The organism is Thioalkalivibrio sp. ALE19, from assembly GCF_000428605.1.
GTDB lineage: Bacteria > Pseudomonadota > Gammaproteobacteria > Ectothiorhodospirales > Ectothiorhodospiraceae > Thioalkalivibrio.
Window position 1 is genome coordinate 1 of record NZ_AUAG01000010.1, and the last position, 22,911, is coordinate 22,911.

Sequence of the window (22,911 nt, forward strand, 5' to 3'; positions counted from 1 at the left end):
GGCAGTACCGGGGGCAGGCGGCCGCCGGGCGTCAGGGCCTTCTGCCGGATCAGGTCCTGATACAGCAGCCCGAGATAGGTCATCATCCGAACCGCCATGAAGCGGTCCACGCTCGACTGGAACTCCAGCAGCAGGTACACGTAAAGCCAGCCGCCGCCCCAGCGCACGCGCCAGACGATGTCGTCTTCGCGGTCGCGCAGCTCGTCGGTCACATAGGACCCGTTGACCTTCTCGAGCGTGGAGAAATCCAGCTCCCTCACCCAGTCCTCCCGGACAAAACCGGTCAGCAGGTCCCGCACCATCTCGGGATGCGAAAACAGGAGCTTGTAGCTGTTGTCGTGGTGATCCGCCATACCGACACTCCCTGTCCGGTCAGAGCCGAAGCGTAACACGGCCTCCTTACTCCGACCCCTGGCCTGTCGGCATGTTTCTCGGCGAGCCAGACAATCTCCAGCTGGAATTCGAACTCAGGCAGGCGCAGCTCGCACTTGCCGAGCGGGTGCGCCGCGAGATCGAACCGCGAGCGGCCTGAGGCGATCGCTCGGGTCAGTAGTGGTAGCGGAGCTGTGCGATAAGCACAGTGTCTTCTTCGATCTTGTAGACGATCCGATGTTCGGTGGAGATTCGGCGGGACCAGTAGCCTGAAAGGCTGTACCTGAGCGGTTCGGGTTTGCCAATGCCTTCGAAGGGGTCGCGCTGAATGGCGCGAATGAGCTCATTGATGCGCTTGACGGTCTTCCGCTCGTGGCGCTGCCAGTAGAGATAGTCTTCCCACGCATGCTCGGAGAAGAGCAGCTTCATTCCTCGATGTCCTTCTCCAGACCTCCCCCGCGTTCCAGTTCGACCACGGATTCAAGAAGCCGGCGGGCGTTCTCGGGGGCACGGAGCAGGTACGAGGTCTCCTGCAGGGCTTCATAGTCTTCCAGCGACATCATCACCACGGATGGAGCCTTGCTCCGGGTAATGATGACGGCCGAATGGTCCTCGCAGACCTTCTCCATCGTCCTGGCCAGCTGGCTCCGGGCCGCCGTGTAGCTAATGGCATCCATGGTATACCTCGCCGTCATTGAACCTGTACATGTACGCAATACTGTACGCATTCTCCAGCGATGACAAGCATCCCTCCCGGAGAACGCCTGGTAGCCAGCTGGCACCGCGCGCCGGCATCGCAACGTGGACGAGATGGACACCCATGCGGGGCTTTTGCGGGCTGCGCGAGCGCCGGATCGCGCAGGGGGCTGCGCTCCTACAAGGCGACCCCGGGCCGCGGGGCCCGTCCTCTGGCCGAAGACGGCATGAGTGAGACCTTATTCCGGTCGGAACAGATGGATTTCGAGGCCTTCGATGTGGCGATAGTGGCGATCGTTGGCCGTGACCAGAGGCAGGCCAAGCTGGGTGGCCGTTGCGGCAACCAGGGCATCGGCCATTTGCATGTTGTGGCTGAGCGCATACGTCTCGACCAGGAAGGTGGCACGAGTCGAAATCGCTTCGCTGACGGGATGAATCGTGGCATCCCAGTAGCGCATGGCCTGCCGAAGCATCCGGAATTCGACCTGGTTCCGCAGGCCCTGGACCAGCTCCATGTACGTCACCGCAGACACCGCGAATCCGGGCGAACTGTCGAGCCAGTCCCCCGCTTTCCGGTTCCCGCGCAGGTTCCAGATCAGGACGTCCGTGTCCACCAGCATCAGTCGAACGCCCTCGGTTGACGCATCCGCCGAACCTGGTCGTCTACCGATCCGGTCCGGTCACCCCAGAGTCCGAACAACGGATTGCGAGCCCCCTCTTCTTGCCCGTTTTCCTCGCGGAGGGTGAAGGGGACCAGACGCGCCCGCTTGCGGCCATGATAGGTGATCACGATCTCCTCTCCGCGATCGATCGCGGCGAGGAGTTCGCGGCTGTGGAGCCGCATGTCCTTGGTGGTGGCTTCCATCTTTGCCTCCCGGAGTTACACTTTTCAGTGTAACTCTTGGGCCTGTACTGCCCAAATCCCATGGCCCGCGCCCCATGAGCTGCGGGTGGAACAGGCCGCCCGGGGCTGCACCATCAGAGCCAGCGGGCGAGCCAGAGGCGGAAGCGCAGTTCCAGCGGCGGGGCGTAGCCCTGCTTGCGGAAGACGACGTCGCCGTCGGTGTTGATGATGAAGCTGGCGGGGACGCCCTGCACGCCGTAGCGGGCGGCGAGCTGGCCCTGCGGGTCGTTGATGGTGGCGAGTTCGCGCTCGCGTTCGTTGAGGTGCGCGATGACCTCTTCGCGCTCGCCGGACTGCATGGCGACGGTCAGTACCGGATGGCTGTCCGACAGGCGTACGATCTCGCCTTCCTCCAGCCGGCAGATGGCGCACCAGCTGGCCCAGAAATGCAGCAGCACGGGTTCGTCGCCCACGTAGTCGGCGAGGGCCACGGGCGAGCCGTCGAGCAGTTCGGCCTCGAACTCGGGGGCCGGGCCTTCCACCATGTCGCGGGCCATCCATGCGCGCACCAGCAGGAAGATGGCCAGCGCGATGGCGATCTGGATGCCCCAGCCGAGCGCACGGCGGCGCGCGGTGGGCTTCGGGCGTTCGGGTTTTTCGGGCTGGGTATCGGTCAACGGATCATCTCGGCCTGGCCGGGTCGGGCGCGGGTGCCGCGCTGCTTGGGGCCCTTGCGCACGGCAATGCGTACCAGTTCGTCCTCGTCGTCCATCAGTTGTTCCCGCTGGTCTTCGCTCAGCAGCGGGTTGCGGGCCACGAAGTAGCGCAGGTTGGGGTCGCGGTCGTTCACGCAGGCGGCCACCTGCTCCGGGGTGAGGTCGGGCCGCTTGGCGCAGTTCAGGCGCACGGTCTGGTTGGGGTCCGCCAGCAGCAGCGCGACTTCCTCGGGCTGCAGATCGAGGCGGCGGGAGAAATACGCCTTGACCTGGGCATGCTGGTCGCGCACCAGGAACGGGCGCCAGCACGGGTCGAGGTCGGCGGCCAGTGCCATCTCCATGCGCTGGTCGAAAGAGAGTTGTCGATACTGTTGCTCAAGCTCGGTCATGGCAGGGCCGAACGACACCGGAAAGGGGGCTGTCGTATTATAAGCAGACTGTAATGACGGCGAGGATTCCCATGACCGCACCGGTGGCCGAAAAACCGCTGTTCCACGTGCCGTCCACGGCGCACGTGACCGCCGGGCTGCACCACCTCGGCGAGGCCGAGCGCGCGGAGCTGGTGGAACGCATCAAGCGCCTGCTGCGCGAGCGCGACGCGGTGCTGGTGGCGCACTACTACGTGGACGAATCGCTGCAGCGCCTGGCGGACGAGACCGGCGGCTGCGTGGCCGATTCGCTGGAGATGGCGCGCTTCGGCAAGGACCATCCGGCCAGCACGCTGGTGGTGGCCGGGGTGCGTTTCATGGGCGAGACGGCCAAGATCCTCAGCCCGGAAAAACGCGTGCTGATGCCCACGCTGGAGGCCGAGTGCTCGCTGGACCTGGGCTGCCCGGCCGACGAGTTCGCGAAGTTCCGCGCGCGGCACACGGACCACACCGTGGTGGTGTATTCGAACACCTCGGTGGACGTGAAGGCGCAGGCGGACTACGTGGTCACCTCCAGCATCGCGGTGCCGCTGGTGGAACACCTGCGCGATCAGGGGAAGAAGGTGCTGTGGGCGCCCGACAAGCACCTGGGCGACTACATCCGCCGCACCACCGGCGCCGACATGGTGCTGTGGGACGGCTCCTGCGTGGTGCACGACGAGTTCCGCTCGTGGGCGCTGGAGGATCTGCGCAGCCGACATCCGGACGCGGCCGTGCTGGTGCATCCGGAGTCGCCGCGCGAGGTGATCCATCAGGCCGACGTGGTGGGCTCCACCAGCCAGCTGATCGCCGCGGTGAAGGACCGCGACGAGCCGGAGTTCATCGTGGCGACCGACAAGGGCATCTTCTACAAGATGCGCGAGGCGGCCCCGGACAAGACCTTGATCGAGGCCCCCACCGGCGGCGAGAGCGCGACCTGCACCAGCTGCGCCCACTGCCCGTGGATGGCGATGAACGATCTGGTCTCGCTGGCCAATACGCTGGAAGACACCGCCGAACCGGCCACCAACGAGATCTTCATCGACGAGGACGCCCGCCTGAAGGCCCTGACCGCAACGCAGCGCATGCTCGACTTCGCCGCCGAGCACCGCAAGGCCACCGCCGGCGACGCCTGAACACGGGGAGCGGGATGATGCCGCCTCATGCGACCGGTACAACGCTTGCGGGACAGCCCCTCGCATCATCGCCACTTGAACGTGACCGGGTCCTGGCGACACTCCGGGCACCCCGTCATTGCGAGGAGCCGCAAGGCGACGTGGCAATCGGCCGACGCTGGTTGCACGCAGGATCAGGTGGTTTCGGATGGAGATCGCCACGTCGCTTCGCGACTCGCGATGACGGTGGAGACTTCTCGGCTCGCGATGCCCGGGGGCGCGAAGGGTGTCGCGCGAGCCTGGTGCAGACCCATTTGCCCGAACTGGTGATCCAGCTTGAGCAATTCCCCGTCAGCGATCGTTGAGCCAGGCGGCCCACTGGGAGTGGGTGGAGGCGTCCACGCCGTCGGCCTTCGCTGCCTGCTGGAGGTGGGCCTGCAGGTCTTCCATCAGTTTCGAGTCCATCAGCTCCGGCTGCAGGGTCAGCTGGGCATGCAGCGTGGTATACACCAGCTTCAGCTCGCTCAGGGCATACTGCGACCAGTCGAATTCGGCCATCAGAGGTTCTCCGCGATGAATGATGATCCCGGCATCCTGCGGCCCCGCGCGGGCCGTCGCCAAATGAACCCGCAGGGGAGCGGAGATGTTTAAGCGCCGGGCGCGGCTGCTGGTGGCCGCCGCCGGGGATGACGGCCGCGCCGATCGCGTGGCCGAACTGGCCGCGCAGGACAGGGACGTGGCCGAATGGCTGGAGGTGCGCCCGCGCCCGGCCATGGGCGAACTCGCGCGCGAGGACCTGGAGTGGGCGGACCTGCTGGTGGCGGTGGACGCCGAGGCCGCGGAGGCCATGCCGGCCGGTCGCCCGCCCGGCTGCCGCCCGAAATACTGGCAACTCCCGCCGGCCGACGTGCTGCACGACGACCCGGCCACATTCGACGAAGCCACCCACTCGGCACTGACCTGCATGGCCGGCGGCATGCGCATGCTCGCCCGCATGGACGCCGAAGACCAGCCCGAACCGCAGTAACACCTCAACATGGCGTGAGGCCCCAGCCGGTCTGGCCGTGGGGAGTGCCGCACTGCGGCAGCATATGCGTTCGGGCGGGCAACGCCTTGTGGCTGCGCCCCGGGCGTGACTGTCGTATCGTAGGAGGACAGGAGGCTCGGGCATGCATCCATTGATCCAGCAACATCGTAAAGCGCTCGAATCGGTATGCCGCGACTTCGGTGTATCGCGGCTGGACGTTTTCGGGTCTGCAGCCCGTGGGGATGATTTCGACCCTCAATGTTCGGACGTGGATTTCCTGGTGGAATTCAGTCCGGACCAGACCGAATGCTCTCTGGAGCAATTCCTCGCCCTGCGCAGCGAGTTGAGCGATATTCTTGGGCGGCCCGTGGACCTGGTGATGCCGGAAAGCGTCACCAATCCGTACGTCCTCGCGGATATTGAAAAATCTCGGGAAGCGGTCCATGCGGCGTGATCCGCGGGCTTACCTGTGGGATGCGCGTGAAGCCGCCCGACGAGTGGCGGAATTCGTGAAGGATGCAAATGAAGAGGACTACGTTGCCAGCGATCTGATGCGTTCCGCCGTTGAGCGACAGCTGGAGATTCTGGGCGAGGCGCTGGGCCAGCTGGAAACAGCGAATCCCGACGTTAACACCGCGCACCCATCGATGTTCACGATAACATTCCGCCCCGGCGGGCGCCGGGGCGGGGACGGGCGTCAGGCGTTGGCGGCGGCGCGCGAGGCCTTCTTGCGCTCGTGTTCCAGCAGGAGCTTCTTGCGGATGCGGATGGCGCTCGGGGTCACCTCGACGAGTTCGTCGTCATCGATGAACTCGATCGCCTGCTCCAGCGTCATGCGCACCGGCGGGGTCAGCTGGATGTTCTCGTCGGTGCCGGCGGCGCGCACGTTGGTGAGCTGCTTGGCCTTGAGGGCGTTCACGACCAGGTCGTTCTCACGCGCGTGCAGGCCGATGACCATGCCCTCGTAGACCTCCTCGCCGGGGCCGATGAACAGCTTGCCGCGGTCCTGCAGGTTGAACAGGGCGAAGCCGATCGCCTTGCCGGGACCGTTGGCGATCAGCACGCCGTTCTGGCGCGAGGCCACCGAACCGGTCGTGGACAACGGCCCGTAGTGGTCGAACACGTGGTGCAGGATGCCGGTGCCCGAGGTCGCGGTCATGAACTCGGTCTGAAAGCCGATCAGTCCGCGCGAGGGGATGGTGTAGTCCAGGCGCACCCGGCCCTTGCCGTCCGGCATCATGTTGGTGAGTTCGCCGCGGCGTTCGCCCAGCTTCTCCATCACCGTGCCCTGGTGCTCTTCCTCGATGTCCACGGTCACGGTCTCGTAGGGCTCCTGCTTGACCCCGTCGACCTCGCGGATGACCACCTCGGGGCGCGAGACGCCCAGCTCGTAGCCCTCGCGGCGCATGTTCTCGATGAGGATGCCCAGGTGCAGCTCGCCACGGCCGGAGACGCGGAACTTGTCGGGGTCCTCGGTATCTTCCACGCGCAGGGCGACGTTGTGCTTGAGCTCTTCTTCGAGGCGCTCGCGAATCACGCGGGAGGTGACGTACTTGCCATCCTTGCCGGCCAGCGGGGAGGTGTTCACCTGGAAGGTCATGCTCACCGTGGGCTCGTCCACGGTCAGGGCCGGCAGGGCCTCGACATGGCTCGGGTCGCACAGGGTGTCGGAGATGAACAGCTTGTCCATGCCGGTGAAGGTGATGATGTCGCCGGCGTTGGCCTCGCTGACATCCACCCGGTCCAGCCCGTGGAAGCCCATGATCTGCAGCATGCGGCCGTTGCGCACGCCGCCTTCGCGGTCGATCACCTTGACCTGGGTGTTCGGGGTGATGCGCCCGCGCTTCACCCGGCCGACGCCGATCAGGCCCTGATAGGAGTTGTAGTCCAGCGAGGAGACCTGCATCTGGAACGGGCCGTCGGCGTCCACGTCCGGCGGCGACACGTGCTCGACGATGGTCTCCAGCAGGCAGGTCATGTCGCCGTCGGTCACGTCCGAGTCCATGCCGGCGAAGCCGTTGAGCGCCGAGGCGTAGACGATCGGGAAGTCCAGCTGCTCGTCGCTGGCCCCGAGGCGATCGAACAGGTCGAAGACCTGATCCACGGCCCAGTCGGGGCGCGCGCCCGGGCGGTCGACCTTGTTGACCACCACGATCGGCTTGAAGCCCATCGCGAAGGCCTTCTGGGTCACGAAGCGGGTCTGCGGCATGGGGCCGTCCACCGCGTCCACCAGCAGCAGGACGGAGTCGACCATCGACAGCACGCGCTCGACCTCGCCGCCGAAGTCGGCGTGCCCGGGGGTGTCGACGATGTTGATGCGGTAGTCCTGCCACTTGATGGCGGTGTTCTTCGACAGGATGGTGATCCCGCGTTCCTGCTCCAGCGCGTTGGAATCCATGACCCGCTCGCCGTGGTCGCCACGTTCGTCGAGGGTGCCGGACTGGCGCAGGAGCTGGTCGACCAGCGTGGTCTTGCCATGGTCGACGTGGGCGATGATGGCGATGTTGCGAAGCTTCTCGGTCATGGAATACGAACTCTGGGTACTGGCAAAAGGGCCGTCACTATACAGATTTATTCGCGCCCGCGCTGCCACTCCCGCGTTTTGCACGCAGGCTCCTTCTCTCCCCGCCCACCCTGCTCCCGGAAGAGCATCCCTGCCCCGCAGCCCCGAACCGCCGCTCCGCGTCTGCAAGGCCAGCCAGCCCGGCGCACCGAGCCGATCGCCGGCACCACGTTGAGCTCCGTTGAAGACACGTAGATTTGGTGCTACACGTATTTACGTGACCCAAGGAGACTCAGCATGAAGCAGAACATCACCCTGTCTCTCGACAAGCAGGTATTGACCGAACTGAAGGTTATCGCCGCTCGTCGTTCGACCTCGGTCAGCCGGCTGCTGACCGAGGAACTGGAACACATCGTGGAACGGTCCGACCGTTATGAGCGCTCCAGGCGCGAGGCCCTGGCCGCTCTCGACAGGGGGTACCACTTTGGTGGCGGACGTCCGGATCGCGACGCCCTGCATGAGCGATAAGGTCTTCGTCGATACCAACATCCTGCTCTACGCGCATGACCTGGATGCGGGCGATCGACACGACCGCGCCGAGCAAGTCATCCGTCAGCTCTGGGATACGGGCGGGGCGATCATCAGCATCCAGGTGCTGCAGGAGTTCTACGTCAACGTGACCCGCAAGGTCGCGGATCCTCTCCCGCCCGGGGAGGCACGCCGCATGATCGAGGCCTACCGAGCGTGGCAGGTGGAGTGCCCGGATACAAAGGCCGTGCTGCGGGCCTCCGAAATCCAGGAGCGGAATCGCCTGTCCTTCTGGGACTCGATGATTGTGGCGACCGCTTGCCAGGGCGGTGCGACGGTCCTGCTGTCGGAAGACCTGAACCATTCCCAGATCATCGAGGGCATCCGGGTGGAAAATCCCTTACTGCACCCTGATTATCAATGAGACTCCGCCAGGCTCACTGAGACGGCCTCCGGACGGACGCTGGAGGTCCACATCCTGCGGAGGACGGCATCATGGCGCAGAATCGGGTCCAGTTTCAGCAGGGTCTGTCGTTACCGACGTTCATGGCGCGTTACGGCACGGAGGCTCAGTGCGAGACGGACGGCGCTGGAGCAGGTGCGCTGGCCGGACGGCTTTCTCAAGAAGCTGATCAAACGGGCACCGTTCCATGTCATGCACGTGGTCACGGACAACGGCAAGGAGTTCACGGACCGCTTTGCGGCCACCGGGGAACGCGAGCCCACCGGGGGCCACCCGTTCGACCGGCTGTGCGCTTCGACTCGGGGGCGCATCTGCAAGACACCTTCCGGGACTACCAGCGCCTGTACAACCATCAGATCGGACAGAAGACGCCGGGGCACCGAACGCCGGCGGAGACACTCAAGGCATGGCAGCAGGAACATCCCGATTGATTTCGCAAACATGTATCTAACCAGCCGGGACCCGACAGCAGTGCCTGGCGTTGCGTTGTCGTGACCGCCCCCCTCACATAGACTAACCAGATGACCAGGTTGTACAGGTGCCTTGATGACCACCACCGTGAACGTGCATGAAGCGAAAACTCATTTATCGCGTCTGCTGAAAAGGGCACACGACGGCGAGGAGATCATCCTGTCGCGCGCCGGGCGCCCCTATGCACGGCTGGTCCCGCTGGAGGGCACACCGCAGAAACGGCAGCCCGGCAGGGTTAAGGGCCGTGTGGAGGAATCCTTCTTCGAGCCCCTGCCCGAGGAAGAACTTCGGGCATGGGAAGAGTGATGCGAGTCCTGCTGGATACGCACGCCCTCTTGTGGTGGATGACCGACGACCCGAAGCTCTCCACCACTGCCAGAAATACCATCCAGGACGAAACACACACGGTGCTGGTGAGTGCGGCCAGCGCCTGGGAGATCGCGACCAAGTACCGCCTGGGCAAGCTCGCGATCGGAGCGGAGGTGCTCAGCGACTTCGACGAGCTGATCACCGCCGACGGGTTCTCCCATCTGGCCGTGAATTACCGACAGGCCATCCATGCCGGGTCCTACCCCCAGGAACACCGGGACCCGTTCGACCGGGTCCTCGCAGCTCAGGCCGAACTGGAACACGGTCCCGCTGGTCACCGCGGACCCGGCCCTGCAGACATTCCCGATCCGCTGCCTCTGGTAAGCGTCCGCTCCGATCAGCCCGACACCCCGCCCTGCCACGGGTCGAGCTTGTCGTCCGGCGGCGGGACCTGCAGGTGGAAGCCCTGGTCCTGCAGGTTGGCAAGGACCTTCTGCGGGTCTTCCTGCGCCAGGGTGCGGTCGGGGGTCAGCTCGAACTCCAGCGCGAATTCGAGGCTGCCCAGGGCCTTCATCAGGGTATCGGGCAGATCGGAGAAGTCGTCCTTCTCCGGCAGGTAGACATAGGTATCGGCGCGCCGCGTGGCGCGATAGACGTAGCACTGCATTTCAGTCCTCCAGATAGGTGTAGCCGGTCAGGCCGTGCTCCAGTTCCGCCAGCAGCCGCCCGGCCGCCTCGCCGCGCAGGCCGGCGGCGTCGATGCGGGCGCGGAACGCGCGGCGCAGGTCGTCGGGGGCGAAGTGCACGTAGGACAGCAGTTCATCCACGGTGTCGCCGCGCTCGGGGTCGACCAGGCGGTAGCCGCCGTCGGGGGTAAGCTCGACGTTCACCGTGTCAGTGTCGCCGAACAGGTTGTGCAGATCGCCCAGGATCTCCTGATAGGCCCCCACCAGGAAGATCCCCAGATAATACGGCCGCGCGGGCTCCCACTCGTGCAGGGCCAGCGTGGTGTGGGTGCCTTCGCGCTCCACGTAGTACTCCACGTGGCCGTCGGAGTCGCAGGTCAGGTCCTGCAGCACCGCACGGCGCGTGGGCGCCTGATCCAGCCGGTGCAGCGGCATGATGGGGAAGATCTGGTCGATCGCCCAGGTGTCGGGGATGGACTGGAACACGGAGAAGTTGCAGAAGACCTTGTCCGCCAGCTTGTCGGTCAGCTCGGCATGGATCTCGGCCGGCAGGGCATCCGGGTCCGCCAGCAGTCGCTGGCACAGGGCGAAGTACAGCGCCTCGGCGCGGGCGCGGTCGGCCAGCGAAAGCAGGCCGCGGGCGAACTGCGCCTGCACCTCGGCCAGATGCCAGGCGGCGTCGTGGAAGACCTCGGACGGCGGACGCACGCTGTCCTCCAGCAGCGCCCGCAGGGTCGCGATCTCGGGCGGCTCGTCGGCGGCCGGCGGCGGCACGGGGCCGTCCCCGGGGGCCGGTTCGCAGTCGATCACGTTGGTGATCAGCACCGCGTGATGCGCGGTCAGGGCACGCCCGGACTCGCTGAACACCTCGGGCATCGGCAGGTCGTGCTCGTGGCAGATGCGGCTGAGCGGGCGCAGGATGTTGAGGGCGTATTCCTCCACCGAGTAGTTGATGGAGCACTCGTTGCGCGAGCGCGAGCCCTCGTAGTCGATGCCCAGGCCGCCGCCCACGTCGACCACGCGGATGCCGGCCCCGGCCTCGTGCAGCGCGGCGAAGTAACTGGCCGCCTCGCCCATGCCGTTCTGGATGTCGCGGATATTGGCGATCTGCGACCCCATGTGGAAATGCAGCAGCTGCAGGCGATCGAGCCAGTCCAGCGCGCGCAGGCGTTCGAGGATCGCCAGCACGTCCGCCGCGGACAGGCCGAACTTGGCCTTCTCGCCGCCGGTGTTCTGCCACTTGCCCTTGCCGATGGACGCCAGGCGCACGCGCAGCCCCAGCAGCGGCGATATGTCCATGGCTTCGGCCTGGCGGATCACCTCCTCGAGCTCCGAGGGCTTCTCGATCACGATGTACACCCGGTGGCCGAGCTGCCGCCCGATCAGGGCCAGGCGGACGTATTCGCGGTCCTTGTAGCCGTTGCAGATGATGACCGAGCCCGGGCGCGACTGCGCCAGCACCGCGATCAGCTCGGGCTTGGAGCCGGCCTCCAGCCCCACCTGCGGCCGGTGGCCTTCGGCATCCGCGTGGTCGCCGGCGGCGAGGATGCGCTCGACCACCGAACGCTGCTGGTTGACCTTGATCGGATAGATCGCGGTGAAGTCGCCGTGGTAATCCAGCTCCTCGGCCGCCCGGGCGAAGGCGCGTGACAGGCGCCGCACGCGACCGTCGAGCACGTCCTGAGAGCGCACCAGCACCGGCGGGCCCACGTGCTCCTCGCGCAGGCGGCAGGCCAGCGCGTGCAGATCCACGCCGGGGTGTTCCGGCCAGTCCGGCCGGCGCATGCAGACATGCCCGGACGCATTGATCTCGAAGAAGTCCCCGTTCCAGTGATCGATGCCGTAGGTGGCGCGAGCCTCTTCCAGACTCCAGGGTTTGGCAGACATGGCGATTCCGGCTTTCGCAGTGGATATACCCCGTCATTGCGAGGGCGGTCTTCTGATTCTGTCATCCGGAGCGGCCTTCTGATCCCGTCATTGCGAGGAGCGAAGCGACGCGGCAATCGCCTTCCATGTCCCCCGGGACATCGAGGGGGTGGCCGGTCTCCGGCGCGCTGCCCGTCGTTCAGGAGATTGCTTCGTCGCCTTCGGCTCCTCGCAATGACCGGAATGGGAGGGCGGCTCCTCGCAATGACAGGATCAGAGGGCGGCTCCTCGCAATGACGGAATGAGGCGGCGGCTCCGGATGACAGAATCAGAAGACGGCCCTCGCAATGACGGCAGACTCGGAGTTGCCCGCAGGATACAGGGCACTATCATGGCGACGCATCCTACCGTTCACCCATGCACAAGGGGAGCCCGCCCGATGGCACTCGACGACCACTGGTTCAGCGAACCCGACAAGGACATCGCGATGTCCCTGCGCATCACGAAAAAGCTCCACGAGGAGCAGACGCCCTATCAGAAGATCGAGATCTTCGAGACCACGGGCTTCGGCAACCTGATGGTGATCGACGGCTTCGTGATGCTCACCGGCCGCGACAACTTCATCTACCACGAAATGATGTCGCATCCGGTGCTGTATTCGCACAACGCGCCGAAGAACGTGGTGATCATCGGCGGCGGCGACTGCGGCACCCTGCGCGAGGTGCTCAAGCACGACGAGGTGGAAAAGGCCACGCAGGTGGACATCGACGAACGCGTCACCCGCCTGTCCGAGCAGTATTTCCCCGAGCTGTGCGACGCCAACGACGACCCGCGCGCCGAACTCCTGTTCGACGACGGCATCCAGTTCATCAAGGACGCGAAACCCGGCTCCATCGACGTGATCATCGTCGACTCCACCGACCCGGTGGGCCCGGCCGAGGGCCTGTTCTCCGCGGATTTCTACCGCGACTGCGTGAAGGCCCTGGGCTCCGATGGCCTGCTGGTGCAACAGAGCGAATCGCCGCTGCTGCATACCGACAGCATCCTGCGGCCGATGCACGACAACATGCGCATGACCGGCTTCATCGACGCCCTGACCATGCACTTCCCTCAGCCCACCTACCCCTCCGGCTGGTGGACCTGCACCATCGCCTCCAAGGACGCCCCGGTCTCCTTCCTGCGTGAAGAAGCCGCGGAGGAGATCCCGTTCGTCACGCACTACTACAACGCGGCCATCCACCGCGCCGCCGGCGCCACCCCGGAGTTCTTCCGCCGCAAACTGTTCGCCTGATCCGGCCGCGGCGCCGGACCGGCGAGGGGTAGCGGATTCGAGCCAGGATCAGTGTGTCTGCATGCCTTCCAGCATCATGGGTTCCACGATGCTGGAGAAGGCATCACGCCAGGCCTGTTCGCAGGTATCACTCCAGTAACCGTTGACCGAACGGCAGTACTCGCCCAGCACCTGAATCATCACTGCGGAAAATGCCTCGAAATCGTCCGGACCGATGCCGAATCGGGTGTGGACCTCGCCGAGACGATGCAGATGCGGGCGAATGGCCGTGGGGCTGTCGGCATTGGAAGAAACCAGCGCCAGAGTTCGGACCATGCGGTCCATCTGTTCCGGCATGTTCTCGGACGAGAACATTTCCTTGTACTCCGGATGCTTCTCGAACAACCGCGCATAGAACGTTTCGGCAATCTCGTGGTGATACGGGGCGACGCTCTGCCAGCTTTGCTCGATGAGCTGGGTATTCATGTCGGGATCCTCCTGACTTGCGAGTGGCCTGTCTTGCGCATCGAAACCGACCGCAGCACCTTCGAAACTAGTGCCCCAACAGGGCTTTGTCGCTAGTCGCAACAGGGTAGGCCGAGCGAGCAGAAGGAGGGGGACGACATAGCCCCGGGGGGATAGATACCTCCGGGTGTCGTCAGGTGTGCCGTCCGGGCTTCAGACGGTCCAGGCGCAGGCGCTGGCGGTGGTCGAACAGGCGGCTGGAGGCGAACCAGACCGCGCCGATCGCCCCGAAGCCGGTGCCGGCGGAGATCAGGAACATGATCAGGATCTGGTACTTGACCGCTTCCACCGGCGGCGCGCCGGCGAGGATCTGCCCGGTCATCATGCCCGGCAGGCTGACGATGCCGGCCGCGGCCATGGCATTTATGGTGGGCATCAGCCCGGAACGCGCCGCCTCGCGGCGCATGGTGGTAACGGCCTCGCTCCACGAGGCCCCCAGTGCCAGCCGGCCCTCGATGGTGCGCCGCTCGCGCCAGACGTTCTGCGTGAGCCGGTCCAGGCCCAGGGCGATGCCGGTCATGGTGTTGCCCAGCAGCATCCCCAGCAGGGGGATGGCGTACTGCGGCTCCCACCACGGGCTGGGGCCGACCATGGTGGTCAGCGCCAGCACCGTGATTGCGAACGACGATACGAACATGGTGACCGCGCCGATCCCGTAGCCCCACATTCCGGCAAAACGGCGCTGCTGGCGAGCCATCACCTCGTAGCCGGCCACCGCCAGCATCACCATCGCCATCAGCGCGACCCAGCCGAGATGCGCATGGTCGAACAGGGTCTGCAGCACCAGCCCCACCAGCAACAGCTGGATCACGGTGCGCACGGCGGCGATCAGCAGGGTGCGGCCCACGCCCATGCGGGCCCACATGGTCACGCCGGCGAGCAGCACCACCAGCACCGCCGCCAGCGCGAGGTCGAACGGACTGAGCCGGATCAGGTCCACGATGTGCCCTCCGGCCGGCCATCACTGAGGTTCAGGATGCGCCCGCCGAGGCGGTCGCGCTGCTGGGTGTCGTGGGTGACCCACAGGGCCGCGGCTTCGCGTTCGGCCATCCAGGCCCGCACCAGCCGCTCGAAGCGGCGGGTGTTCTCTTCATCCAGGTTCGCCGTGGGTTCGTCCAGCAGCAGTACGCGCGGCCCGGTGAGCAAGGCCCGCAGCAGCCCCAGACGCTGCTTCTCGCCGCTGGACAGCCGCTCCACCTCCCAGTCCAGCGCTCCGTGTTCCAGCCCCAGATGCTCCAGAAAGGCCTCGGCGTCATCACGCGCCCAGTCCGCGGGCAGGTGCTCGTCCACGCGATCGCCCCACCAGGCGGTCTCCGCCGGGACGTAGGCCACCTGCCGGCGCCACTCCGGGGGCGTCAGCGCGTCACGCGCCGCCCCGTCCAGCCACACCTCGCCGGTGTTCGGATCCAGATCGGCGATCGCCCGCAGCAGCAATGACTTCCCCGCGCCGGAGGCGCCGGTGATCTGCACCAGCTCGCCTGGCTGCACGCGCAGACTCACCGGTCCCAGCCGTTCGGTACGCAATTCACGGATTTCCAGCAGGGGCTGCATGGCGTCGCTCGTGGGGGCCCGGGCCCCACATGTTAGGGAAACACCGCGAAATGTACACGTTCGCCGGGTCTCGGGGCCCGGCTCATGGCGGTCCGCATCCGGGCCGACTATGCTCGCAAAAGGGAAGCAGCAAGTCGCCGCCCGGCGCGACGGACCGCACCGGGCCGCCCGTTGTCACACCGCCCTGGCACAGACGAGGCACCCATGACCCGGACCCCGGCCCCAGTCCCGTCCCCGACCGCCGATTCATCCCCGGAGCTCGCACAGCTGACCGCCCGGGTCCAGCGCAACTGCGACATCGCGGACGCACGTTTCGCCGGCAACGCCACGCTGTGCATCTACCTCCTGGAGATGCGCGAGTTCTATCGCTGGGAACAGGGCCAGGACCTGCGGGCGGAGCTCGATCGTCAGACCGTGGGGGACTGGGTCATCGCCCGGGAACAGCACTGGGAAACCCTCGAGGACGCGGAGCTGGAGCCCCTGGTGCTGGACGGCATCGCTCACGACCCGTTCGACGAGGAGGCCATCAACCGCAAGCTCGCCCCCCGTGGTCTGGCCTACGGTGCCGGCTACGGACAGGGGGGACGGCCGGTGTTCTTTCTCGGGCGGCTCGAACACCTCGAGGCGTTCGACGGCTATCGTATCCACGTCATCGGCGAGGAGCTGGCCCGCGATCTGGCCGCCCCGCCCGCGATGTCCCGCGAGGGGCGAATCTTCGTGCGCCGCGAGTCGGTACGGCGCATGGTGCTGGAGGCGGTCGAGGCCTGGCAGGCGCGCGGCCGACCGGACGACGGCATGGCGCGCGCGCTGCGCGCCTACGGTCACGACCCGGACCACGCCCCACCGCTCGAACGGATGGTCGACGGCGAGCTGGAAGCCGCGGTCTGGCACGAGGTCGGAGAGGTCCTGGCGGGCGACTTCCTGGGGCCGGCCTGGCAGGAATGCCTGTCCGAAGTGCTGGGCACCCGCGAGGAACGCGTTCTGCGCGCGGTACGCGACCACCTGGCGGATATGCTGGTGACCCTCCCCGCCCTGCTGTCGGGCACCGGAGACGGTTCACTCCACCTGTATTTCGCCCGTCTGGGCGGGATGCGGGCCGCATTGTTCCCGCAACTGCACGACGCCTACGAGCAGGCGATACACGAGGAATCGCCGGAGGCCATCCGGCGCCTGGTCGTGCCCGCACGGGAACACTGGCTGGCCACCGCCCGGGAACTCCTGGAGCAGGCGCCGGAACACTGGCCCGCGGACGACCATCAGCTGCCCGCGTTGCAGCCGGTCCTGCCCCGGGGCCCGGTCACGCAGACGGACCGGAGTCCTCCGGGGGCCGATAGTGCGGATCGTTGGGGTTGAGGAAGATGAAGCGGAACTCGCCGGGCTCGAACTCCACGTAATCCAGCACCGCGTTCTTCATCAGATCCACGCAAAGGGGGTCGACCACCAGCTGAACGCCCTCGCTCTTGAAGGCCAGGTCGTCCTCGCGCCCGGTATCGTCGAAACCCATGCCATATTCGATCGCCCCGTCGGACTTGCGCTGCGCAACAATCCGCAGGGCGGTGTGTTCCATCCCGCTCTCGCGGGCGGAGTTCAGGATCTGATCGGCCGCGGCCGGGGTCAGGCTGAGCATGTTCGGCCTCCTCGTTCAGGTCGCAATGACGGTTTCCGGTTCCTGCACGCATCCCCGCCGGCACTGGCGGACGAATGCCACGAAGCGCCGCGCCCAGGGGTTGCGACGGGTGTGGCGCTGATGGCTGTAGCTGGCCAGCAGGTTGCGGTAGACGATCCCGTCGTGGCGTCCGTCCACTCCGCAGCCCCGCTGCATCTCCCAGGCAAAGGGCAACCCCGGATCCACGTCCTCCAGCGCGGAGTAGTGGAACTCGTGGGCCGGCACGGGCGCCTCGCCCACCGCCCCGTCGCCGACGGGCGGCCAGGGGTGCTCGCGGGTTTCACGCAGGCTCACATAGCCACGCCCCTGTGGCCGATCGTGCATCACGCTGGTCGCCGGGATCGCCCCGACCATCGCATGCTCCTGGTCGCCCCAGCGAATCGAGCGGGACAGATACATCAGCCCTCCGCATTCCGCGTAGGCCGGCGTCCCCGCTTCGATGGCCGTGCGGATCGCCTCGCGCAGGGATCGATTCGCGGCCAGCGCCGCAAGCCGGCTCTCCGGAAATCCGCCGCCGATCAGGAGGGCATCCGCCGGTGGCAGGTCGCGGTCATGCAGGGTGTCGAAGAAGCACAACTCGGCACCGGCGGCCTCCAGGGCATCCAGATCGGTGGGGTAATAGAAGCCGAAAGCGGCGTCGCGCGCGACCGCGATCCGCACCGGAGGTCCCCCGGTATGTTCTGCCCCCCGGGGGGAATCCGGAACGCAGACCGGGCCTCCCCCGGAAGGGTCCGTGCGGGCCACCCGGAGCAGGCCATCCAGATCGACCTGCGAGGCCACTGCGGTTGCCAGACCCCGGATCTTCGCATCCGCGCCATCTACCTCGTTGCTGGGGATCAGTCCCAGATAGCGTTCGGCAATCTCCAGCGAAGGATCCTCGTGCACCGCCCCCAGCACCGGCAGGTCGGTGTAGCGCTCTACCGCTGCGCGCAGCTTGGACTCGTGGCGGGCCCCGCCCACCCGGTTCAGGATCACCCCCGCGATGCGGACCTGCGGGTCGAATGACCGATAGCCGAGCAGCAACGGCGCGATCCCGCGGGTCATGCCCCGGCAGTCGATGACCAGCACCACCGGGACATCCAGCAGCCGGGCGAGGGCTGCGTTGCAGTCATGCCCCTCGGGATCGACCCCGTCGAACAGGCCCTTGTTCGCCTCGACGAGCCCCAGATCGGCACCTTGATCGTAGCGAGCCGCCAATTCGACGATCTCGTCGGACTCCTGAGTATGGAAGTCCAGGTTCACGCAGGGCCGGCCGGCGGCACGCCCCAGCCACAGGGGGTCGATATAGTCGGGGCCCTTCTTGAAGGGCTGGATCTCCAGCCCGCGGGCCCTCAGTGCCGCGCACAGGGCGGTGGCCAGCGTGGTCTTGCCGGAAGACTTGTGCGCGGCCGCCAGCAGCAGATGGGGCATCTCCCGCAATCCCGCGGATCAGCCCCCCGCCGGCGCGGTCTCGGTCGCGCTGCCGGCGGAATGGTGCGGATCGACCTTGTGGTCGGCCAGGCTGACCGGCAGGAAGTGCAGGAACCTCACGGCCACGGCCACCAGGAACAGTGCCAACCCCACCCCGCCGATCCCCAGCAGGAACTCGACCAGCGTCGGCGTGTACGGGGCGACCACCCCGTCATGGAAGCTGCTGCTGACCTCGTAGCCCGGGAACATGTCCATCGGATAGGCCTGGCCACCGATGATGATCACGTAGAGCTGGGCCAGCCCCCCCAGGATCACCAGGCCGCTGGCCGCCGCGATCACCCGGCGCGAGCGGCTCCATACAGGGTGGAACAGCATCACCAGGGGCACCAGGCTGCCCAGCAGGATCTGCACGCCCCAGAACAGCAGCGGATAGATACCGCCGCTTACGAGCAGGAAGGCCTCCACCCCGTGCAGCCGGGTGGCGTACAGGTTGGTCAGGTGATAGACGACCACGAAATACAGCACCGCGGCGACGAACACCGCCAGCAGGTTCTTGAGGCGGCGCAGGATCAGATCCCCCAGCGGGCGCCCGGTCCAGTGATACGCCGCCAGCATGACCAGCAGGAACACCGCCAGCCCCAGGGCGAAGGACATCGCGATGAACAGCGGCGCGAGGATGGCGGCGTCATAGGCCTCGCGTGCGACCAGAAAGCCGAAGATCGCGCCGGTACCGGTGGTCAGCACCAGACGCCAGACAAACGCCACCATGCCCACGGCGGGGGCATGAGCGTTCATGCGCCGCTCCATCAGGAACCACAGGTACACCAGAACGATCACCATGAAGCCGGTGTAGAGGAAGATGTTCCAGGCAAAGATCGACTTGAAGTTGTAGTGGGTCATGGCCACCACCAGACGATCCGGACGGCCCAGATCGAGCACCAGGATGGCCAGCCCGCCGGCCAGCAGCGCGACCGCCAGCAGCCCGGACAGGGGCGCCAGTGGCTTGTAGATCCGGCGCCCGAAGACCGAGGCAATGGAGGCCACGTTCAGAGCCCCCGAGGCCGCCACGATCAGAAAGATCGCGAACACGTGCGGCAGCCCCCAGACGATCTGATTGTCCATGCCGGTGATGTGATGGCCGTGCGCGGATTTCAGCGCGGCGGCCAGCAACCCGAGTCCGATGGCCGCCAGCAGGACGCCCAGCAACGCGTAATAGCCGCGGCTTTGCCCGTCGAGTGCACGCAACTGAGGTTTCGCCGTCATAAGTCCTTGCCTCGGATGTCAGATGCCCTGGTAGCGCACGCCGGGGTTCAACCCCAGATCGGCCCGGATGGCACTGCCACCGTGCTCGGCCAGCTCGCGCGAAATCGCGGAATCGGGATCGTTCAGATCGCCAAAGGTCATCGCGCCGTTGCCCAGCTCGTGGCACGCCTCGACACAGGCGGTGGTGCCTTCGCCGCGATCGATGCGATGCACGCAAAGGGTGCAGCTCTCCACCGTGCCCTTGCCTCGCGGCGCATGCGCGGCCTGCCCGGCCAGGGGTTCATGGATGAACGAACGCGCCTTGTAGGGACAAGCCATCATGCAGTAGCGACAGCCGATGCAGGTGTGCTTGTCGACCAGGACGATGCCGTCCTCCCGGCGGAAAGAAGCCCCGGTCGGGCAAACGTCCGCACACGGCGGGTTTTCGCAGTGCTGACACATCACCGGCAGGGAACGGGTATGTCCGGTCCCCGGGTCCCGCAGATCCACCTTGCGGATCCACTGGGCATCGGTACGCGGCCGATCCATTCCATGCACCCCGTTCTCCGCGTGGCAGGCCGTGACACAGGCATCGCAGTCACCGCAGCGGTTGCTGTCGATCAACAGCCCCCAGCGGACCCCTTCGGCCGTCTTTCCCTCAGCCGAACGCATCAGGAATACCCCCGGGGCAACGGTGACACCGGCGACCGCGGCGGCCGCTCCGGTGATGAACTGGCGGCGCGACAGGCTAGCGTTCTTCCGGCTCATTGCGGGGCATCCTCCGTTGGCGGGAGCAGCAGACCGGTCTCCGCGAGGGTCGCCGTCACATCCTGCTGATCGTGCTGATCGGCTTCCCAGGCGAATTCCGGGTCGGGTGCGTGCGGGGTCAGCGAATGCAGATGCGCGGACGCCGAGGGCCGATCCCGATGGCACTCGAAGCAGTCCATGCTGACCGCATTGAACGTATGGCAGCTGGCGCAGAAATGCGTCTCCGGCTCGGTATGGCGGGCATCCGATGCAACGTGACAATCGATGCAGCTGACAAAGCTGTGATCGGGGTTGCGGATGCCGTCACGGACCGCGAGATCGCGTTCCTCCATCAGGATCTTGCCATGGTCCTTGCGGATCACGTCCAGGGGCTCCACGCACTGGTCGCCACGGGCCTCCTCCGTCATGTCCGGCGGTTCGACGCTCCCGCCGCAGCCCAGCAGCAGCGACAGGGGCAGCACCCCGAACACCAGCCAGCGCAGCGCACCCCGGCCCAGGGACTTCACCGGATCCATGATCACTCACCCATGGCCATGTCGATGTAGCCGGTGGGGCAGACATCGGCACACACATGGCAGCCGACGCAGCGAGAATAGTCGGTCGCCACATAGCGCCCGGTTGCCTTTTCGCTCTTCGGGACACGATAGACGGCGGTCTGCGGGCAGTAGATCACGCAGTTGTCGCACTCGAAGCACAGACCGCAGCTCATGCAGCGATTGGCTTCGGCACGGGCCTGTTCCTCGCTCAGGCCCTCCATGCGTTCGGCGAAGTGGCCGATGACCTCGTCGGCCCCCGGACCATGCTCCCGCCGGCGGATCCGCGGGGTATACGCGAAATGCCCCTTGAACAACCGCTCGTGGGAGATGATCTCCTGCGAGGAACGATCCTCGTAGTTGTGCACGGCGAAACCGGCGGCGGAAGTCCCGCGGGTCTGCTCGCCGCCGTAGGGTTCCGGTTCCAGGCCGGTCTCCTGCAGCTTGTGCAAAAGATCGAAGTGATGCACGTCCACCCGCGGACGCTTGATCGGCTGCTGGTGGCGCAGGAAATGGTCGATGCTGTCGGCCGCCATGGCCCCGTGGCCGATCGCGGTGGTCAGCAGGTGCGGCCGGATGATATCGCCCACCACGAAATGACCTTCGCGGCCCGGCACATGGTAGAACGGGTCCTTGTCGATGAAGCCCCGCCCGTTGTCCAGGGCCTCCAGGCCCTCAAGATCCCCGCCCTGTCCGATCGCGGACACGATCAGGTCGGCCTCGAGCACGAACTCGGTGCCTTCCACCGGCGTGGGGGCGTTGTCCACGAACTCGCAGCGGGCCATCTTCAGCGCGGTGGCGCGTCCACTGTCATCCTGAATCACCTCCACCGGCATCACCCCGTCCATGATGGTCACGCCCTCGTTCAGGGCGTCATGCACCTCATGCTCGGCCGCGGTCATCTCTTCCTTCGGGAACAGGGAGGTCAACGTGACGTCCGCGCCGGTGCGAACCGCACTCATCGCGCTGTCATGGGCCACATAGCCGTGGATGCGATCTTCGGGGTGATCGGTGACATTTTCGGTATCGATCCGGCCGAGCCGCCGCGCCACCGAAACCACGTCGATGGAGGTGTCCCCGCCGCCCACGCAGATGATGCGCTCGGTAGTCAGGGCGCCCATGCGACCAGTGTTGAAGGCCTCCAGGAAATCGACCCCGGTGATGCAGTTGGGCGCATCGCCGCCCGGAACCGGGAGCTTGCGGCCGGTCTGGCAGCCCACGGCCCAGACCACGGCGTCGAACTCGTTTTCGACCTCCTCCATGCTGACGTCGCGTCCAACCCGCGTCTGCAGCCGCAGGTGGATATCACCCAGCCCCAGGATCCGGTCCATCTCGTGGCGCAGGATCTCGCGCGGAACGCGATACTCGGGGATCCCGTACATCATCATCCCGCCGAGCTCCTCGTGATCGTCGAAGATCGTCGCGGCGTGCCCGAGGCGGCGCAGGTGATAGGCGGCCGACATGCCCCCGGGCCCGCCTCCCACGATCGCAACGTGCTTGCCCGACAGCGGCGGCGGGGCGTCGAAGGTGAACTGCTCGTGGAAGGCGGTATCCCCGATGTACTGCTCCACCGAATTGATACCGACGAACTCCTCGACCTCGTTGCGGTTGCACCCGGATTCGCACGGCGCAGGGCACACCCGGCCCATTACCGAGGGGAACGGGTTGGCATCGGTGGAGCGGCGGAACGCGTATTCCTGCCAGCTCATGTCCTGCGGCGGCTTCTCGACCCCGCGCACGATCTGCAACCAGCCGCGGATGTCCTCGCCCGCCGGGCAGGAACCCTGGCACGGCGGAGTCCGGTGCACATAGACCGGGCACTTGTGGGACGTGTCGGCCTTGAAGATCGCATTCTTCCAGTCCCGCCGCCGGCTTTCGCCATCCTTGAACTTGCGGAAGGTCAGGTTCATGTCTTCATCGGTGGTGGACATTACTGTTCTCCT

The 22,911-nt window shown here is 66.3% G+C and carries 28 protein-coding genes and 4 pseudogenes; 12 read left to right on the forward strand and 20 right to left on the reverse strand.

The genetic code is table 11. From position 1 onward, the window contains the following. Positions 1–353: Rpn family recombination-promoting nuclease/putative transposase (locus F787_RS0105090; RefSeq protein ID WP_028491492.1), on the reverse strand; the 353-nt coding region annotated here is incomplete at its 3' end. Between the two features lie 92 nt (positions 354–445). Between F787_RS0105090 and F787_RS17015 the strand changes: the two are divergent. Then, positions 446–532: pseudogene (locus F787_RS17015) on the forward strand (transcriptional regulator); the annotation flags it as partial. Between the two features lie 14 nt (positions 533–546). On the opposite strand, the gene F787_RS0105100 reads toward F787_RS17015, so the two are convergent. The 6 genes from F787_RS0105100 to F787_RS0105125 all read right to left on the reverse strand — a co-directional run bounded on the left by F787_RS0105100 (position 547) and on the right by F787_RS0105125 (position 3,017). Continuing rightward, the gene (locus F787_RS0105100; protein ID WP_018869228.1) at positions 547–801 is read right to left on the reverse strand and encodes a Txe/YoeB family addiction module toxin; all 255 of its coding nucleotides are present in this window, start codon (positions 799–801) and stop codon (positions 547–549) included. Next, positions 798–1,049, reverse strand: coding sequence for a type II toxin-antitoxin system Phd/YefM family antitoxin (locus F787_RS0105105; protein ID WP_026279434.1), 252 nt, complete (start codon positions 1,047–1,049; stop codon positions 798–800). Before F787_RS0105105 ends, F787_RS0105100 begins: the two co-directional genes overlap by 4 nt. Positions 1,050–1,307: 258 nt before the next feature. Then, a complete protein-coding gene (locus F787_RS0105110) occupies positions 1,308–1,688 on the reverse strand; it encodes a type II toxin-antitoxin system VapC family toxin (RefSeq protein ID WP_019589981.1) in 381 nt (126 codons plus the stop codon). Beyond that, complete coding sequence (locus F787_RS0105115; protein ID WP_018869225.1) at positions 1,688–1,933, reverse strand: type II toxin-antitoxin system Phd/YefM family antitoxin; 246 nt, start codon at positions 1,931–1,933, stop codon at positions 1,688–1,690. The genes F787_RS0105110 and F787_RS0105115 overlap by 1 nt, the downstream gene beginning before the upstream one ends. Positions 1,934–2,046: 113 nt before the next feature. Further along, positions 2,047–2,589, reverse strand: coding sequence for a redoxin domain-containing protein (locus tag F787_RS0105120; RefSeq protein WP_018869224.1), 543 nt, complete (start codon positions 2,587–2,589; stop codon positions 2,047–2,049). Beyond that, positions 2,586–3,017, reverse strand: a complete 432-nt coding sequence (locus F787_RS0105125) for a hypothetical protein (protein ID WP_028491493.1) — start codon at positions 3,015–3,017, stop codon at positions 2,586–2,588. Before F787_RS0105125 ends, F787_RS0105120 begins: the two co-directional genes overlap by 4 nt. Before the next feature lie 71 nt (positions 3,018–3,088). Here F787_RS0105125 and nadA point away from each other — a divergent pair, with 71 nt between their 5' ends. Further along, positions 3,089–4,171, forward strand: coding sequence for a quinolinate synthase NadA (gene nadA / locus F787_RS0105130; protein ID WP_028491494.1), 1,083 nt, complete (start codon positions 3,089–3,091; stop codon positions 4,169–4,171). A 330-nt stretch (positions 4,172–4,501) separates the two neighbouring features. Here nadA and F787_RS0105135 read toward each other — a convergent pair whose 3' ends face one another. Beyond that, the gene (locus F787_RS0105135; protein WP_018869220.1) at positions 4,502–4,708 is read right to left on the reverse strand and encodes a hypothetical protein; all 207 of its coding nucleotides are present in this window, start codon (positions 4,706–4,708) and stop codon (positions 4,502–4,504) included. 85 nt (positions 4,709–4,793) lie between these two features. Here F787_RS0105135 and F787_RS0105140 point away from each other — a divergent pair, with 85 nt between their 5' ends. The 3 genes and pseudogenes from F787_RS0105140 to F787_RS17335 all read left to right on the forward strand — a co-directional run. Next, complete coding sequence (locus F787_RS0105140; RefSeq protein WP_028491495.1) at positions 4,794–5,177, forward strand: hypothetical protein; 384 nt, start codon at positions 4,794–4,796, stop codon at positions 5,175–5,177. Positions 5,178–5,319: 142 nt separating this feature from the next. Next, positions 5,320–5,631 (forward strand): nucleotidyltransferase family protein, encoded by a 312-nt coding sequence (locus tag F787_RS0105145; protein WP_028491496.1) that lies wholly within the window; start codon positions 5,320–5,322, stop codon positions 5,629–5,631. Further along, positions 5,621–5,827, forward strand: a pseudogene (locus F787_RS17335) (DUF86 domain-containing protein); the annotation flags it as partial. The gene F787_RS0105145 and the pseudogene F787_RS17335, both read left to right, overlap by 11 nt. Before the next feature lie 47 nt (positions 5,828–5,874). Here the strand turns inward: F787_RS17335 and typA are convergent. Further along, on the reverse strand, positions 5,875–7,701 hold the full coding sequence (gene typA, locus F787_RS0105150; RefSeq protein ID WP_019570246.1) for a translational GTPase TypA: 1,827 nt from the start codon (positions 7,699–7,701) through the stop codon (positions 5,875–5,877). A gap of 276 nt (positions 7,702–7,977) precedes the next feature. Between typA and F787_RS0105155 the strand changes: the two genes are divergently transcribed. The 5 genes and pseudogenes from F787_RS0105155 (at position 7,978) to F787_RS16345 (ending at position 9,835) form a co-directional block, all read left to right on the forward strand. Then, positions 7,978–8,208 carry a CopG family ribbon-helix-helix protein gene (locus tag F787_RS0105155; RefSeq protein WP_028491497.1) on the forward strand — a complete coding sequence of 77 codons (231 nt, stop codon included), beginning with the start codon at positions 7,978–7,980 and terminating at the stop codon, positions 8,206–8,208. Then, a complete protein-coding gene (locus F787_RS0105160) occupies positions 8,198–8,632 on the forward strand; it encodes a PIN domain-containing protein (protein WP_019570244.1) in 435 nt (144 codons plus the stop codon). Before F787_RS0105155 ends, F787_RS0105160 begins: the two co-directional genes overlap by 11 nt. A 71-nt stretch (positions 8,633–8,703) precedes the next feature. Continuing rightward, positions 8,704–8,827 (forward strand): annotated as a pseudogene (locus F787_RS17020) (IS1595 family transposase); the annotation flags it as partial. Between the two features lie 390 nt (positions 8,828–9,217). Then, positions 9,218–9,448 (forward strand): type II toxin-antitoxin system Phd/YefM family antitoxin, encoded by a 231-nt coding sequence (locus F787_RS0105170; RefSeq protein ID WP_018869217.1) that lies wholly within the window; start codon positions 9,218–9,220, stop codon positions 9,446–9,448. Further along, positions 9,448–9,835: pseudogene (locus F787_RS16345) on the forward strand (type II toxin-antitoxin system VapC family toxin). Before F787_RS0105170 ends, F787_RS16345 begins: the two are co-directional and overlap by 1 nt. A 13-nt stretch (positions 9,836–9,848) precedes the next feature. Here the strand turns inward: F787_RS16345 and F787_RS0105175 are convergent. Further along, positions 9,849–10,118 carry a YcgL domain-containing protein gene (locus F787_RS0105175; protein ID WP_019021675.1) on the reverse strand — a complete coding sequence of 90 codons (270 nt, stop codon included), beginning with the start codon at positions 10,116–10,118 and terminating at the stop codon, positions 9,849–9,851. Between the two features lies 1 nt (position 10,119). After that, the gene (gene speA, locus F787_RS0105180) at positions 10,120–12,024 is read right to left on the reverse strand and encodes a biosynthetic arginine decarboxylase (protein ID WP_028491498.1); all 1,905 of its coding nucleotides are present in this window, start codon (positions 12,022–12,024) and stop codon (positions 10,120–10,122) included. A gap of 418 nt (positions 12,025–12,442) precedes the next feature. Between speA and speE the strand changes: the two genes are divergently transcribed. Beyond that, entirely contained in the window at positions 12,443–13,294 is an 852-nt protein-coding gene (speE, locus tag F787_RS0105185; RefSeq protein WP_028491499.1) for a polyamine aminopropyltransferase, read from the forward strand. Between the two features lie 48 nt (positions 13,295–13,342). On the opposite strand, the gene F787_RS0105190 is transcribed toward speE, so the two are convergent. The 3 genes from F787_RS0105190 to F787_RS0105200 form a co-directional block, all read right to left on the reverse strand. Further along, the gene (locus F787_RS0105190; protein ID WP_028491500.1) at positions 13,343–13,759 is read right to left on the reverse strand and encodes a globin domain-containing protein; all 417 of its coding nucleotides are present in this window, start codon (positions 13,757–13,759) and stop codon (positions 13,343–13,345) included. Between the two features lie 172 nt (positions 13,760–13,931). After that, positions 13,932–14,738 carry an iron export ABC transporter permease subunit FetB gene (gene fetB, locus F787_RS0105195; protein ID WP_028491501.1) on the reverse strand — a complete coding sequence of 269 codons (807 nt, stop codon included), beginning with the start codon at positions 14,736–14,738 and terminating at the stop codon, positions 13,932–13,934. Beyond that, on the reverse strand, positions 14,729–15,349 hold the full coding sequence (locus tag F787_RS0105200; protein WP_028491502.1) for an ATP-binding cassette domain-containing protein: 621 nt from the start codon (positions 15,347–15,349) through the stop codon (positions 14,729–14,731). Before F787_RS0105200 ends, fetB begins: the two co-directional genes overlap by 10 nt. Positions 15,350–15,553: 204 nt before the next feature. Here F787_RS0105200 and F787_RS15470 point away from each other — a divergent pair, with 204 nt between their 5' ends. Next, the gene (locus tag F787_RS15470) at positions 15,554–16,702 is read left to right on the forward strand and encodes an Sfum_1244 family protein (RefSeq protein ID WP_231373397.1); all 1,149 of its coding nucleotides are present in this window, start codon (positions 15,554–15,556) and stop codon (positions 16,700–16,702) included. Here the strand turns inward: F787_RS15470 and F787_RS0105210 are convergent. Genes F787_RS0105210 through F787_RS0105235 form a run of 6 tightly spaced genes read right to left on the reverse strand, consistent with a single transcriptional unit; the run spans position 16,647 to position 22,899 of the window. Further along, complete coding sequence (locus tag F787_RS0105210) at positions 16,647–16,976, reverse strand: iron-sulfur cluster assembly accessory protein (protein ID WP_028491503.1); 330 nt, start codon at positions 16,974–16,976, stop codon at positions 16,647–16,649. The two genes, F787_RS15470 and F787_RS0105210, sit on opposite strands and share 56 nt — an antisense overlap. Positions 16,977–16,991: 15 nt before the next feature. After that, positions 16,992–18,425: a cobyrinate a,c-diamide synthase gene (locus tag F787_RS0105215; protein ID WP_028491504.1), complete on the reverse strand. Its 1,434-nt coding sequence runs from the start codon at positions 18,423–18,425 to the stop codon at positions 16,992–16,994. 18 nt (positions 18,426–18,443) lie between these two features. Then, positions 18,444–19,688: an NrfD/PsrC family molybdoenzyme membrane anchor subunit gene (nrfD, locus tag F787_RS0105220; protein ID WP_028491505.1), complete on the reverse strand. Its 1,245-nt coding sequence runs from the start codon at positions 19,686–19,688 to the stop codon at positions 18,444–18,446. An 18-nt stretch (positions 19,689–19,706) separates the two neighbouring features. Further along, positions 19,707–20,435 (reverse strand): sulfate reduction electron transfer complex DsrMKJOP subunit DsrO, encoded by a 729-nt coding sequence (dsrO, locus tag F787_RS0105225; protein WP_028491506.1) that lies wholly within the window; start codon positions 20,433–20,435, stop codon positions 19,707–19,709. After that, positions 20,432–20,950, reverse strand: coding sequence for a hypothetical protein (locus F787_RS15475; RefSeq protein WP_051246019.1), 519 nt, complete (start codon positions 20,948–20,950; stop codon positions 20,432–20,434). Before F787_RS15475 ends, dsrO begins: the two co-directional genes overlap by 4 nt. 2 nt (positions 20,951–20,952) lie before the next feature. Then, entirely contained in the window at positions 20,953–22,899 is a 1,947-nt protein-coding gene (locus tag F787_RS0105235) for an NAD(P)-binding protein (RefSeq protein ID WP_028491507.1), read from the reverse strand. Between the last annotated feature and the right edge of the window lie 12 nt (positions 22,900–22,911).

Excerpts from the sequence above, each read along its gene's own strand:
- F787_RS0105115 (WP_018869225.1), bottom strand. The coding sequence starts at position 1,933 with ATGGAAGCCACCACCAAGGACATGCGGCTCCACAGCCGCGAACTCCTC.
- F787_RS0105135 (WP_018869220.1), bottom strand. The coding sequence starts at position 4,708 with ATGGCCGAATTCGACTGGTCGCAGTATGCCCTGAGCGAGCTGAAGCTG.
- F787_RS0105140 (WP_028491495.1), top strand. The coding sequence starts at position 4,794 with ATGTTTAAGCGCCGGGCGCGGCTGCTGGTGGCCGCCGCCGGGGATGAC.
- dsrO (WP_028491506.1), bottom strand. The coding sequence starts at position 20,435 with ATGAGCCGGAAGAACGCTAGCCTGTCGCGCCGCCAGTTCATCACCGGA.
- F787_RS15470 (WP_231373397.1), top strand. The coding sequence starts at position 15,554 with ATGACCCGGACCCCGGCCCCAGTCCCGTCCCCGACCGCCGATTCATCC.
- F787_RS0105105 (WP_026279434.1), bottom strand. The coding sequence starts at position 1,049 with ATGGATGCCATTAGCTACACGGCGGCCCGGAGCCAGCTGGCCAGGACG.
- F787_RS0105190 (WP_028491500.1), bottom strand. The coding sequence starts at position 13,759 with ATGAATACCCAGCTCATCGAGCAAAGCTGGCAGAGCGTCGCCCCGTAT.
- speE (WP_028491499.1), top strand. The coding sequence starts at position 12,443 with ATGGCACTCGACGACCACTGGTTCAGCGAACCCGACAAGGACATCGCG.
- F787_RS0105125 (WP_028491493.1), bottom strand. The coding sequence starts at position 3,017 with ATGACCGAGCTTGAGCAACAGTATCGACAACTCTCTTTCGACCAGCGC.
- F787_RS0105210 (WP_028491503.1), bottom strand. The coding sequence starts at position 16,976 with ATGCTCAGCCTGACCCCGGCCGCGGCCGATCAGATCCTGAACTCCGCC.
- F787_RS0105170 (WP_018869217.1), top strand. The coding sequence starts at position 9,218 with ATGACCACCACCGTGAACGTGCATGAAGCGAAAACTCATTTATCGCGT.
- F787_RS0105110 (WP_019589981.1), bottom strand. The coding sequence starts at position 1,688 with ATGCTGGTGGACACGGACGTCCTGATCTGGAACCTGCGCGGGAACCGG.
- nadA (WP_028491494.1), top strand. The coding sequence starts at position 3,089 with ATGACCGCACCGGTGGCCGAAAAACCGCTGTTCCACGTGCCGTCCACG.
- F787_RS0105100 (WP_018869228.1), bottom strand. The coding sequence starts at position 801 with ATGAAGCTGCTCTTCTCCGAGCATGCGTGGGAAGACTATCTCTACTGG.
- F787_RS0105155 (WP_028491497.1), top strand. The coding sequence starts at position 7,978 with ATGAAGCAGAACATCACCCTGTCTCTCGACAAGCAGGTATTGACCGAA.
- F787_RS0105145 (WP_028491496.1), top strand. The coding sequence starts at position 5,320 with ATGCATCCATTGATCCAGCAACATCGTAAAGCGCTCGAATCGGTATGC.
- speA (WP_028491498.1), bottom strand. The coding sequence starts at position 12,024 with ATGTCTGCCAAACCCTGGAGTCTGGAAGAGGCTCGCGCCACCTACGGC.
- F787_RS0105175 (WP_019021675.1), bottom strand. The coding sequence starts at position 10,118 with ATGCAGTGCTACGTCTATCGCGCCACGCGGCGCGCCGATACCTATGTC.
- nrfD (WP_028491505.1), bottom strand. The coding sequence starts at position 19,688 with ATGACGGCGAAACCTCAGTTGCGTGCACTCGACGGGCAAAGCCGCGGC.
- F787_RS0105235 (WP_028491507.1), bottom strand. The coding sequence starts at position 22,899 with ATGTCCACCACCGATGAAGACATGAACCTGACCTTCCGCAAGTTCAAG.
- F787_RS0105200 (WP_028491502.1), bottom strand. The coding sequence starts at position 15,349 with ATGCAGCCCCTGCTGGAAATCCGTGAATTGCGTACCGAACGGCTGGGA.
- F787_RS15475 (WP_051246019.1), bottom strand. The coding sequence starts at position 20,950 with ATGGATCCGGTGAAGTCCCTGGGCCGGGGTGCGCTGCGCTGGCTGGTG.
- F787_RS0105160 (WP_019570244.1), top strand. The coding sequence starts at position 8,198 with ATGAGCGATAAGGTCTTCGTCGATACCAACATCCTGCTCTACGCGCAT.
- F787_RS0105215 (WP_028491504.1), bottom strand. The coding sequence starts at position 18,425 with ATGCCCCATCTGCTGCTGGCGGCCGCGCACAAGTCTTCCGGCAAGACC.
- typA (WP_019570246.1), bottom strand. The coding sequence starts at position 7,701 with ATGACCGAGAAGCTTCGCAACATCGCCATCATCGCCCACGTCGACCAT.